10 protein-coding genes and 1 pseudogene are annotated in these 12,396 nt (G+C 68.9%); 6 read left to right on the top strand and 5 right to left on the bottom strand.

Annotated features, from left to right (window positions below):
- Positions 1 to 4: 4 nt before the first annotated feature.
- Genes BGN97_RS14040 through BGN97_RS14050 form a run of 3 tightly spaced genes read left to right on the top strand, consistent with a single transcriptional unit; the run spans position 5 to position 1,464 of the window.
- A complete protein-coding gene (locus BGN97_RS14040) occupies positions 5 to 517 on the top strand; it encodes a MarR family transcriptional regulator (protein ID WP_292702925.1) in 513 nt (170 codons plus the stop codon).
- Entirely contained in the window at positions 517 to 963 is a 447-nt protein-coding gene (locus BGN97_RS14045) for an SRPBCC family protein (RefSeq protein WP_292702742.1), read from the top strand. Before BGN97_RS14040 ends, BGN97_RS14045 begins: the two co-directional genes overlap by 1 nt.
- 57 nt (positions 964 to 1,020) lie before the next feature.
- A complete protein-coding gene (locus BGN97_RS14050) occupies positions 1,021 to 1,464 on the top strand; it encodes a YdeI/OmpD-associated family protein (protein WP_292702745.1) in 444 nt (147 codons plus the stop codon).
- A 233-nt stretch (positions 1,465 to 1,697) separates the two neighbouring features.
- Here the strand turns inward: BGN97_RS14050 and BGN97_RS14055 are convergent, their stop codons facing one another.
- The 5 genes from BGN97_RS14055 to BGN97_RS14075 form a co-directional block, all read right to left on the bottom strand.
- Positions 1,698 to 2,138 carry a putative immunity protein gene (locus BGN97_RS14055; protein WP_292702747.1) on the bottom strand — a complete coding sequence of 147 codons (441 nt, stop codon included), beginning with the start codon at positions 2,136 to 2,138 and terminating at the stop codon, positions 1,698 to 1,700.
- Between the two features lie 5 nt (positions 2,139 to 2,143).
- Complete coding sequence (locus tag BGN97_RS14060; protein ID WP_292702750.1) at positions 2,144 to 2,920, bottom strand: enoyl-CoA hydratase-related protein; 777 nt, start codon at positions 2,918 to 2,920, stop codon at positions 2,144 to 2,146.
- Between the two features lie 107 nt (positions 2,921 to 3,027).
- Positions 3,028 to 3,933 (bottom strand): 3-hydroxyisobutyrate dehydrogenase, encoded by a 906-nt coding sequence (gene mmsB / locus BGN97_RS14065; protein WP_292702753.1) that lies wholly within the window; start codon positions 3,931 to 3,933, stop codon positions 3,028 to 3,030.
- Positions 3,930 to 5,117, bottom strand: a complete 1,188-nt coding sequence (locus tag BGN97_RS14070) for an acyl-CoA dehydrogenase family protein (protein ID WP_292702756.1) — start codon at positions 5,115 to 5,117, stop codon at positions 3,930 to 3,932. Before BGN97_RS14070 ends, mmsB begins: the two co-directional genes overlap by 4 nt.
- A 47-nt stretch (positions 5,118 to 5,164) precedes the next feature.
- Positions 5,165 to 6,664 carry a CoA-acylating methylmalonate-semialdehyde dehydrogenase gene (locus tag BGN97_RS14075; RefSeq protein WP_292702759.1) on the bottom strand — a complete coding sequence of 500 codons (1,500 nt, stop codon included), beginning with the start codon at positions 6,662 to 6,664 and terminating at the stop codon, positions 5,165 to 5,167.
- A 246-nt stretch (positions 6,665 to 6,910) separates the two neighbouring features.
- Here BGN97_RS14075 and BGN97_RS14080 point away from each other — a divergent pair, with 246 nt between their 5' ends.
- From BGN97_RS14080 to BGN97_RS14090, 3 genes and pseudogenes are all read left to right on the top strand, one after another.
- Complete coding sequence (locus BGN97_RS14080; protein ID WP_292702762.1) at positions 6,911 to 9,721, top strand: immune inhibitor A domain-containing protein; 2,811 nt, start codon at positions 6,911 to 6,913, stop codon at positions 9,719 to 9,721.
- Between the two features lie 449 nt (positions 9,722 to 10,170).
- On the top strand, positions 10,171 to 11,757 hold the full coding sequence (locus BGN97_RS14085) for a hypothetical protein (RefSeq protein ID WP_292702765.1): 1,587 nt from the start codon (positions 10,171 to 10,173) through the stop codon (positions 11,755 to 11,757).
- 107 nt (positions 11,758 to 11,864) lie between these two features.
- Positions 11,865 to 12,396: pseudogene (locus tag BGN97_RS14090) on the top strand (hypothetical protein); the annotation flags it as partial.

Here is a 12,396-nt window from a genome sequence, read left to right on the forward strand (position 1 = left end):
GTCGATCGATCCGCTCGCCGAAGCGAAACGGCAATGGCTCGCGCACGGCTGGGACGACGCGGCCGACGGCATGGCCGTCGTCACCTCCGTCATGCGGGCGCAGCAGCTGCTGCTGGCGCGGGTGGATGCCACCCTCAAGCCCTTCGGCGTGACGTTCGCGCGGTACGAGGTGCTGCGGCTGCTGGCGTTCAGCAGGTCGGGCACGCTGCCGCTGTCGAGCGTGGTCGCACGCCTGCAGGTGCACGCGACCAGCGTCACGAGCACGGCGGAGCGGCTGGTGCGCGACGGTCTCGTGCTGCGCGAGCCGCACCCCCATGACGGCCGCGCCGCACTGCTCACCCTCACCGAGACCGGGCGCGACCTCGTCGAGCGCGCCACCCGCGCGCTGAACACCGACGTGTTCCGCAGCCCCGGCATCGACGCCGACGATGCGAGCGCCCTGGTCGGCATCGTGGCCAGGATGCGCAAGAACGCGGGCGACTTCACCGACCCGCGCCCGGTCCCCGACCCGCTCTGATGGCCTCCTTCGTCCTGGAGCGCATCATCGCCGCGTCGCCCGAGGACGTGTTCGACATCTCCCTCGACGTCGGACTGCACCTGGCCTCGCAGAGCTCGCGCGGCGAGCGCGCGGTCGCCGGCGTCACCACCGGGACGATGCGCGAGGGCGATGAGGTGACCTGGAGCGCCCGGCATTTCGGCATCCGCTTCCGGATGTCGTCGGTGGTCTTCGACGTCGACCGACCGCGCCGGTTCCGCGACCGGCAGACCAGGGGTCCGTTCGCGGAGTTCCGGCACACCCACGAGTTCCTGCCCACCGAGGGCGGCACGCTCATGCGGGACACCCTCGAGTTCCGCTCCCCCTTCGGTCCGCTCGGCCGGCTGGTGGACGCATTGGTCATGCGCCGCCATCTGGTCGCCGTGATCACCGAGCGCAACGACGCGATCGCGGCGCACTTCGGCTGACCGCCGGCCGGAAAGGCGGGGTGTCATGCGACCCGGGCGGCGATTAGGCTGGCGCGCATGAGCGAGCTGAGAGCGCACAAGATCCTGCAGCCGATGGGGCCCGCGGGGGCGATCGTGCTGGACGACGACGAGGTGGCGCTCCTCAGCACGGCCAAGGCGTTCCCCGTCGTCGTCGCGATCGGCGGCCGCACGGCGCGACTGCGTCTGGCTCGCATGGGCGGGCAGAACATGATCGGGTTCAGCAAGGCGGTGCGCGCCGAGATGGGCGTGGAGCTGGGAGACGAGTTCGACGTCGTGATCGCCGCGGATGCCGCCGAGCGCACGGTCGAGGTCCCGGATGCCCTGGCCGAGGCGCTGGCGTCCGATCCGGCCGCCAAGGCGGCCTACGACGCCCTCTCCTTCACCCGCCGCAAGGAGATCGCCCGGGGCATCGCCGAGGCGAAGCAGGACGCCACCCGCGAGCGCCGTCTGGCGAAGGCTCTGGAGGAGCTGCGCGGCTGATCGCCGCCTGCGCTCAGGTGGAGTCGCCCGCGGACGCGGCCTCCGGCCGCAACGAGCCGCTCATGAGATGGAAAACGTCGGTACGACGGCATCCGGACCCGCGCATTCCATCCGGTGCTCGCGGTGCGAGATGGAGAACGTCGGTGGGAGGCGAGCGGAGCCAGCGTTTTCCATCTCGCCGGGCGCGAGCTCCGGGCGGGAGACGTCAGGCGGGACACAAGCGCTCGCCGCGCTCAGTCGCCGTCGTAGACGTAGTGGTCGAAGCGCTCCGGGACGTTCATGCGCTGCCAGGCGAGCTCCTCGTCACGCCGTGAGCGGTCGCCGGGGAACGCCTTGGCCGTGTACCGCGGCACCTGGCGGGCATGCCCGGCCATGTGCGCGACCGCGGCGGCCTGACCGCACACCCGCGCGGCGGCGAGCGCCGACGGGTCGTCCGCCTCACGCGCGGCCGCGTGGCAGGCGAACGCCTTCTCGCGCACGGCCTCGATGCTCAGCTCACCGCGCAGGAACGCACGCGCCGCGTCCAGTGCCTTCTGCGGGCGGGTGTCGTCCGGCCTCTCGGCGAGGAAGAGCGGCAGCATCCGCTCGGCGCAGGCGATCGTCCACTCCACGAGCTCACGACGGTCCGACACGGAGAGGGTCAGGTCGGCGTCGTCCGGCAGCACCTCTGTCATGGCGCTCATCGGTGCTGGAAGTGAGGGGGGCGCTTCTCTCGGAAGGCGGCCATCCCCTCCTTCTGATCCGCGGTGTCGAACAGGGCGGCGAACGTCGCCTTCTCGACGGCGAGCCCGTCGGTGAGCGACGTCTCCATCGCGGCATCCAGAGTCGCCTTCGCGGCGTAGATCGACGGCAGCGACTTCGACGCGATGGTCTCGGCGAGCTTCGCGGCCTCGTCGAGCAGCTCGGATGCCGGCACCACGCGCGACACGAGGCCGATGCGCTCCGCCTCGTCGGCCTTCACCATGCGGCCGGACAGCACGATCTCGGCGGCCTTGTAGTAGCCGACCGCGCGGATCAGCCGCTGCGTGCCGCCCATGCCGGGGATCACCCCGAGGTTGACCTCGGGCTGGCCGAACACGGCGTTGTCGCCCGCCAGGATGATGTCGCACATCATCGCCAGCTCGCATCCGCCACCCAGCGCGTAGCCGGAGACGGCCGCGATCACGGGGGTGCGCACGGCAGCGAAGCGGGTCCATGCGCCGAAGTGGTCGGTGGCGATCATCTCGGCACCGGTCTTCGACTCCATCTCCTTGATGTCCGCGCCCGCGGCGAAGGCCTTCTCGGAGCCGGTGACGACGATGGCGCCGATACCCTCATCCGCGTCGAAGGCGGATGCCGCGTCCGCGACCTCCTCGGACACCTGACCGTTCAGGGCGTTGAGCGCCTCCGGCCGGTTGAGGGTGATCCAGCCCACCCGTCCTCGCTGTTCGACAAGGATCGTCTCGTAGTCGGCCATGTGTCACTCCCCTCAGCCGCAGCACTGCGGCACGACCAGTATTCCAGGTCGGCCCTTCGTCTCGCTCCGCTCGCTCAGGAACCGGAGATGTTCCGCAACGGAAAGGGTCAGACGTCACCCTTGCGGATGTCGGTGATGATCCCCGAGAAGTCCCGTCCGGCGCCCTCGCCCGCCGCGAATGCGGCGTAGATCTCGTGCGCGAGGCGGCCCATCCTGGCATCCGTCGACGTCTGCTCGATCGCCTGGAGCGCGAGCCCCAGATCCTTCGCCATCAGGGCGCCGGCGAAGCCGGGCTGGTAGTCGCGGTTCGCCGGGCTGGTGGGAACGGGGCCCGGCACGGGGCAGTTGGTGGTCAGCGCCCAGCACTGACCGGATGCCTGCGACACGACGTCGTACATGGCCTGGTGCTCCAGCCCCAGGCGCTCCGCCAGCACGAACGCCTCGGCCACCGCGATCTGCGAGATGCCCAGGATCATGTTGTTGCACACCTTCGCAGCCTGGCCGAGCCCCGGCCCGCCGCAGTGCACGATGCGCTTGCCCATGGCCTCGAGCAGCGGAAGGGCCGCCTCGAAGTCCTCGTCCGCCCCGCCGACCATGAACGCCAGCGTGCCGGCCTCGGCGCCGACCACGCCGCCCGAGACGGGGGCGTCGATGTTGCGATGCCCGGCGTCGATCGCCAGCTGATGCGCCGTGCGCGCCTCGTCGACGGCGATGGTGGACGACTCGATGAACAGGGTGCCCGGCGCGGCAGCGGCCAGCAGCTCGTCCTGGTAGGCGGCGATCACGTGCTTGCCCGCGGGGAACATCGTGATGACCACCTCGGCGTCCTGCACGGCATCCGCTCCGCTGCCCGCGACGGGGATGCCCGCGGCGCGCGCGGCATCGATCGCGGCGGGCACGAGGTCGAAGCCGTGCACCTCATGACCCGCCTTCACCAGGTTCACGGCCATGGGCAGGCCCATGTGCCCGAGGCCCAGGAAGGCGATTCTGGTCTTGGAAGACGCCGCAGTCATGATGCGCTCCGCATCTGCTGGGAACCTGCGGGGCGCAGCATCTCGCGTCCGACGATGAGTCGCATGATCTCGTTCGTCCCTTCCAGGATCTGGTGCACGCGCAGGTCGCGCACGACCTTCTCGACCCCGTAGTCCTGAAGGTACCCGTAGCCGCCGTGCAGCTGAAGGGCCTTGTTGGCGATCTCGAATCCGGCATCCGTGGCGAAGCGCTTGGCCATGGCGCAGCGCATCGTGGCATCCGGCGCCTTCGCGTCGACGGCCTCGGCGCCGTCGCGCACCATCAGGCGCGCGGCCTGCAGCTCGGTGCGCATGTCGGCGATCGTGAACAGGATGGACTGCTTCTCGGAGAGGGGCTCGCCGAACGCGACGCGCTCGTGCACGTACTGCACGGCCTTCTCCAGCGCCCAGGCAGCACCGCCCAGCGAGCAGGCGGCGATGTTGAGGCGTCCGCCGTTGAGCGCCGACATCGCGATCGCGAAGCCCTTGCCCTCGTCTCCGAGCATGGCGGATGCCGGCACCCGCACGCCGTCGAAGATCACCTGGCGGGTGGGCTGGGCGTGCCAGCCCATCTTCTTCTCCGGCGCACCGAAGCTCAGGCCGGCCGCATCTCCGGGGACGAGGAACGCGCTGATGCCGCGCGCACCCGAGCCGGCGCCGCCGGTGCGCGCCATGACGACGTACACGCCGGCCTCGCCCGCACCGGAGATGAACTGCTTGACGCCCGTGAGCAGGTAGTCGTCGCCGTCGCGCACCGCGCTGGTGGCGATGTTCGCGGCATCCGATCCGGCACCGGGCTCGGTCAGGCAGTAGCCGCCGAACTGCTCCATGGCGGTCAGGGCCGGCAGCCACCTGCCGCGCTGCGCGTCGTCGCCGTAGGTGTCGATCATCCACGCCACCATGTTGTGGATCGAGATGTACGCGGCGACCGCCGGGTCGCCCTTGGCGAGCTCCTCGAAGATGGCGACCGTGTCCACGCGGGCCAGGCCCGTGCCGCCGAACTCCTCGCGCACGTAGATGCCGCCCAGGCCCAGCTCGCCCGCCCTGTTCAGCGTCTCGCGGGGGAAGATGTGCTTCTCGTCGCGCTCGGCGGCGTAGGGCGCGAGCTCGGTCTCGGCGAAGTCGCGCACGGCGCCGAGGATCGCCTCGCGCTCCTCGGCGGTGACGGTGCTGTCGATCATGGTCATTTCTCTCGGTCCTCGGATCTCGGGGATGTGTGCGGCGGTGGCGGGGGTCACATCGTGGGCATGACGAAGCTGGCGCCTTCGCGCACGCCATGCGACGGCCAGCGGCTGGTCACGGTCTTGGTCTTCGTGTAGAAGCGGAAGCCGTCGGCTCCGTGCTGGTTCAGGTCGCCGAACCCGGACGCCTTCCAGCCGCCGAAGGTGAAGTAGGCGATCGGCACCGGGATCGGGACGTTGACACCGACCATCCCGACGTTCACGCGAGCCGCGAAGTCGCGGGCGGCGTCGCCGTCGCGGGTGAAGATGCCGACGCCGTTGCCGTAGGGGTTGTCGGATGCCAGGGCCAGAGCCTCCTCGTAGTCCGCCGCGCGGACCACCGAGAGCACCGGGCCGAAGATCTCCTCGCGGTAGATCGACATGTCGGTGGTGACGTGGTCGAACAGGGTGGGCCCGAGGTAGTAGCCGTTCTCGTAGCCCTCGACCACCAGCCCGCGACCGTCGGCGACGAGCGTGGCACCGGCATCGACGCCCTCCTGGATGAGGCCCTCGACGCGGGCCTTCGACGCGGCGGAGACCAGGGGGCCGTAGTCGACGCCGTCCTGCATCCCGGGGCCGACCTTCAGCTCGCCCAGGCGCTCGGAGATCTTCGCGACCAGGGCGTCGGCGGTCTCCTCGCCCACCGGGACGGCCACCGAGATGGCCATGCAGCGTTCGCCTGCCGAGCCGAAGCCGGCGCCGATCAGCGCGTCGGCGGCCTGGTCGAGATCGGCGTCGGGCAGCACGATCAGGTGGTTCTTCGCGCCGCCGAAGCACTGCGCGCGCTTGCCGTTGGCGGCGGCGGTCGAGTAGATGTACTCCGCGATGGGCGTGGATCCGACGAACCCGACGGCCTGGATGCGCGGGTCGGTGAGGATCGTGTCGACCGCCACCTTGTCGCCGTGGACGACGTTGAGGATGCCCGCGGGCAACCCCGCCTCGAGGAACAGCTCGGCGAGCCGCACGGGGACGGAGGGGTCGCGCTCGGAGGGCTTGAGCACGAAGGCGTTGCCGCTGGCGATCGCGGGACCGGCCTTCCACAGCGGGATCATGGCCGGGAAGTTGAACGGGGTGATGCCGGCCACCACGCCGAGCGGCTGGCGCATCGAGTACACGTCGATGCCGGTGCCGACCTCGGTGGAGTACTCGCCCTTCAGCATGTGCGGGGCGCCGATGCAGAACTCGATCACGTCGAGTCCGCGGATGATGTCGCCCTTGGCGTCTTCGAAGGTCTTGCCGTGCTCGCTGGAGAGCAGGGCGGCCAGTTCGTCCATGTTCCGGTGCACGAGCTCGACGAAGCGCATCATCACGCGGGCGCGCTTCTGCGGGTTGGTGGCGGCCCACGCCGGCTGCGCGGCGGCGGCGTTCTCGATGACCGCGCGCACCTCGTCCGCCGTAGCCAGCGGGACACGCGCCTGCACCTCTCCGGTGCTCGGATCGAACACGTCGGCGACGCGCCCGCCGGTGGGCTCGAGCGACTTTCCGCCTACGAAATGGGGGATGAAACGAGTCATTGTGCTGACACTCCTCTGCGCCTTCTTTGGCACAGTGATCATGCTAGTCGGCACACAGGGCAATTACTAGGGGTTCCTACTATCTGGCGCATCGGACACCCGGCATAGACGAATGTCTATTCTTCACACGCACCACTTCCTTTGAACCGGCTGAGCACGATAGACAGTCCCCGGGCGTCCACCCGGCGCCCGCCGATCGCGGTGCCGCGAAGACCCTTCGCGCCGCCGTGCGAAAGGAGATATTCGATGTCAGAACGGAATGCCCGAGCGCGACGACGCGCCCTGGCGACGACTTCGGCGTTCGCCCTGGCGGCCGCGGGCCTGGTGGCCTTCGGCTCCAGCAGCGCGACCGCTGCGCCGACGAACACGGACGCGCCGCCGCCCACCGCCACGATCGGCGCAGACGAGTACTACATGAACTACGTCGCGCCACGCGCGGAAGAGGCCTTCGACCACGTGGACGACACCGCCGTCGCCACCGCGAAGGGGGTCCTCAAGACGCCCCTCAGCGCTCATGCGCTCGAGAAGGCGAAGCAGACCGACCAGAAGTTCGCGCAGGGCAACCCGAAGGCCGCGCAGCAGCTGGCCAAGACCGAGGCGAAGGCCATCAAGACCGGCAAGAGCCCCAAGAACCTGAAGAAGTCGAAGACCACCCAGCAGGCGAAGCTGCTGACGATCCTGGTCGAGTTCGACGGCAGCGAGGACTTCAGCGACCTGTACGTGCCGACCGAGTTCGGCGCGACCACCTGCAAGCCCGGCGCGTTGCAGGGCCCGACGCTGCACAACGGTATCCCGAACCCGGCGGATGCCGCGCACGCGGACAACAACACGATGTGGGTGCCCGACTTCTCGAGCGAGCACTTCAACAAGATGCTCTTCACCGAGGACGGCATCACCGAGCGCGTGCGCACGGATCTGACCGGACCCGACGGCAAGCCCGGCTTCGACATCTCCGGCTACACCATGAAGAACATGTACGAGGAGATGTCCCGCGGGGCATACACCCTCACCGGTGAGGCGACCCCCTGGGTCAAGGTGCCGCACTCCGAGGGCTACTACGGCGCGACGGTCTGCCACAGGAACGAGGCCGGTGAGTGGGAGGCCGGGCCCATGCAGGACCAGCAGGGTCACCCCGACAACCCGCTCGGCCCCGGGCAGCTGCCCATCGACGCGGTGGCGGCGCTCGCAGCGCAGAACCCGGACTTCCCCTGGGCCGACTACGACATCGAGGACCAGGGCGACCGCGACGGCGACGGAAACGTCAACGAGCCCGACGGCGTGATCGACCACGTCGTGCTCGTGCACGCGGGCGAGGACAAGTCCGGCGGCGGCGGCGCCGAGGGCACCTACGCGATCTGGGCGCACTCCTCCGCGGTCGCGGGCGGCGCCACCATCCCGGGGACGAACCTGAAGCTGTCGAACTACATCGTGCAGCCGGAGAACTCCGGCGTCGGCGTGTTCGCGCACGAGTACGGTCACGACCTGGGCCTGCCCGACCTGTATGACACGTCCAACGCGGGCAACTCGGACATCGACTTCTGGGATCTGATGAGCTCCGGCTCGCACTCCGGACCCATCTTCCAGTCCATGCCCACGCACATGGGCCTCTGGGACAAGTGGGTGCTCGGCTGGGCCGACCCGCAGGTCGTCAAGCCGGGCGATGACACCACCACGATCAAGGTGGGTCAGACCTCGCGCCCGAAGAAGGGCACGCAGGACGGCATCAAGGTCGACCTGCCCGACAAGAAGATCGTGCTGGCGACCCCGCACAGCGGATCCGAGATGTGGTACTCCGGCGCCGACCAGGACTGGGCGGACGTCCGCCTGACCCGCTCGATCGAGAACGTGCCCGCGAACGCGCAGTTCTCGATGTGGAACAACTACGTCATCGAGGAGGACTGGGACTACGGCTACGTCGAGGTCTCGACCGACGGCGGTTCCACCTGGGCCGAGCAGAAGGTCTACGACGAGTCCGGCGCGCTGGTCTCCACCGATGACGGCTACAGCGACCCGAACGGCCGCATGCAGGACTTCGGCGGCAAGAAGTACGGCCTGACCGGCTCCAGCAACGGCTGGCGGCACGATCACGTCGACCTGTCGGCGTACGCGGGCCAGGACATCCAGCTGCGTCTGCGTCAGGCGACGGATGCCGCGTTCCAGGAGCGCAACTGGTTCTCGGACGACTTCGCGCTCACCAGCGACGGGAACACCGTCTGGAGCGATGACGTCGAGAACGGCGACAACGGCTGGACCGCGACCGTCGCCTCCTTCGCCGACACCACCGGCACCGGGTGGCACCACGACAGCGGAACCCAGGTCAAGGCGCAGTATTACCTGGTCGAGTGGCGCAACCTGGACGGCTTCGACAAGGGCCTGAAGTACGGCTACACCACGGTGTACAGCGATGAGGCCTGGAAGGTCGAGAAGGTCCCCTACAACGCCCCCGGTGCGCTGATCTGGTACCGCGACGCGATGTACGGCACCTCGAACCAGGTCACCTCGAACCTGACGAGCCTGCCGAGCTACGGCGCGAAGGGCGGCCTGCTCCTGGTGGACAGCCACTTCGACCCGCTGCGCCGCACGGGCGCGGAGGCGGCTCTGGACCCGTCGCTGCTGAAGAACATCTCCAGCCGCGCCCAGTCCTCGAACGCCGCCTTCGGCCTGCAGCCGACCTACGCGTTCAAGGACTGCCTGGTCGACGCCTCCTACAACGAGGCGTGCACCACGCTCGCCCCGCAGCCTGCCGTGAGCAGCTTCACCGACGACAAGGGCTGGGTCCCCGGCCTCGAGCTGCGTGACGGGTCGCTGTACTACCGCCTGCGCGACGCATCGGTGGTCGTGCCCTCGGTCGGCGGTGCACCGTACACCACGCGCATCGTCAACCCCGACGGGACTCCGGCCACCGACCTGTTCGGCGTCAAGGTCGGCAGCACGGTGCTCGGCAGCGGCAACCCGGCCGACTCGGGTGTGGGCTACGGCACCGTCATCACGGTGAAGAAGTCCATGCAGAACAACACCGCGGCGCTCATCTCGGTGACGCCGCCGGCCGCGGGCTGATCCCGCGTCGGGGCTGAGCGATCAGCCCGAACCGGAAGCGCCGGTCACTCGCGGGGCCGGCGCTTTCGGTTGCGGCAGCGGGGATCACACCGACGCATCCGGCGACCAGCACAGGTATGGAATTCTGGGAAAAGTCCCCATCCCCTTCAGAAACTCCCGCATCGGGTGACGCGCCTCCCGCGTTGTTCGATCGTCCCGATAGCTTCTGAACGGCGGCTCAGCTGACACACAGGGATCCGCTGCTCCCCGACCGTCCCCACAACCGGAGAGCATCCTCTACTGCACGACCATTGGAGACGCGCAGGATGCTGCGGGTCACCAACGGCGCTTCCCCCGGAGGGCGATCAATCATGCAAGACCACGTTGCGAGGCAAACCACCCAACCGCTCAAGAATGCGGGACCGACCCGGCGAACGGTCATCCAGGCGGCGGCATGGTCCGTGCCGGTCATGTCCGCCGCAGTCGCCGTGCCACTCGCGGCGGCGTCGGTGGTGGTGGATGGTCTCTCCATCCGATTCACTCGGTCCCGCTACCAGACCACTCCGGACAACGCTTCCTACTCCGAAGTCACCGCCGTCGTCGAGCGGACTTCGGGCGGCAACACGGCCCCGGTGCCGGGTGCGAACATCCCCTTCACGCTTTCCGCACTCCCCGCCGGCACCACTCCTCCGGCACTGCCGAGCGGCGCAACGACACTGACTGCCGGCCCGCAGGCGGTCGCGGCGGCCGCAGCGACCAATGGGCAGGCTCCGTCAGCGAAGCTCCCCAACGGACTGCAGATCGCGACGCTTGGAACCACGGATGCCTCGGGCGCCTATGTTGTCGCCCCGATCAGCACGGGTCCGGGGTGGGGCTGGGTCAAGCTGAGCGCCTCCACCACTGTGAGCGGCGAGACCGCAACGGCGGAGACCTACATCGAGATCACCATCAAGGGACCAGTCTTCAGCTTCGGAGCGCCGAACGCCGGCGGGCTCGGGAACGGGAACAGCGGGTTCCAGCCCCTGCCGACCTACGTGAACCATCCGGAGTTCGACGTCGTCGCGATCTCGGCGCGCGTCGACTACGGCGCCGCGCTTCTCACCAGCGCGGGCGAGATCTTCTCGTGGGGCAGCGGCTACCAGGGCGCGAATGCGCAGGGCGGCACCGATCAGTCCACGCTGTGGACGCCTGCGAAGATCGTCACGGCGTATGCCGGGCAGACTTTCACCTCGCTCTCCCGTGGGAGCCGCTACAACCAGGGCGCCATCGACTCGAACGGCGGCGCGTACGGCTGGGGCTGGAACACTTTCGGCACCCTCACCGGCGGCTCGACTGCGCCCATCGGCGTCTTCACTCCGAAGCTCATCCACGATTCGCTCAAGTCGGGCGTGAAGAAGCTCGTGATGAACGACTGGACCGGGTACGCCCTGAAGGACGACGGCACCGTCTGGTCGTGGGGATTCAACTACGAGGGTTCGCTCGGACTGGCCTCGAAGGCGATCGGGGCCTACACGACGCAGCCCGAGCAGGTGGTCTTCCCCGGGAACGTCAAGATCACCGACATCGCCGCAGGATGGGCGGCCGCATACGTCGTCGACGAGAACGGGCACCTGTGGGGCTGGGGTTCCGGTGCGGGGAATCGCCTGGGCCAGGGCGCGGATCTCACTTGGCGCACTACCCCGACGCGGATCGGCAACGACACGGACGTCTACGCCTCGGTGTACTCGAACAGCTACACCTATGCGGCGGGCGCCGTGCGGACGGACGGAACCGGCGTGTACTGGGGATACAACGCCTTCGGCCAGGCCGGATTCAGCGGCGCGACGAACACACCGACCGCGGTTCCGCTGCAGGGCGTCGCCCAGCTCGAGATCGGCACCTACGGCACCTACGCCCGTCTGACCAACGGCGACGTGTATTACTCCGGATGGGGCGGCTGGGGCCAGGGCGGCAGTGGTGAATACACCGCCGAGGCGAAGTTCCGCAAGGCTGTCAATCTCGATGGCCCTGCCAAGGACATCGCTGCGACGTTCACGGCCGGGTTCGTCCTGGTCTGACGCTGCTGGATGAGGGCCGGGGCGGAGCCATTCAGCCGTCCCGGCCCTCATCATGCTCCGAAGAGACCTGATCCGCTACACAGCACCTGATCATCGAGGATGGGCCTATGGCTTTGCAGCAGTCGGGAGTTCATCCCCGTTCACACCCCTTCGCACAAGGGCTGCGTCGCGCGATCGACATCCGAGGTGCGACGCTGACCGCGCTCCATCAAAGCCTCGACTCCCGGGGTGTGAAGGTCTCGGTGGCGACGCTGAGCTCCTGGCGCTCAGGAACGCGACAGCCCGAGGGTGCTCGATCGATGGCGATCGTGACCGCGCTCGAGGGCGTGCTCGGGATTCCGCGGGGCGCATTGACGACACTTGTCGGGACAAGTCGTCGAATCGGACGAGTCGGACAGGTCGACTTCCCGTGGGATGACGAGGCACTGGGGCGGGCAGTGATGGAGGTGCTCGAGCGCCTTGACACGGACTTCCCGCCGCGGACTCGCGAGCTGTCGACGCAATCCGTTGCGGACGTGGGCGACAATGGCGGCGTGATGGTGAAGCGGACGCGATCACTGCTGCAGTCCACGGGCGGCACGATCACGTCGATTCCGATCATGGAGGTCATGCCATGGGTCGCGATTCCGCAGCCTGCGC

Source organism: Microbacterium sp. 69-10 (genome assembly GCF_001897945.1).
Taxonomy (GTDB): domain Bacteria; phylum Actinomycetota; class Actinomycetes; order Actinomycetales; family Microbacteriaceae; genus Microbacterium.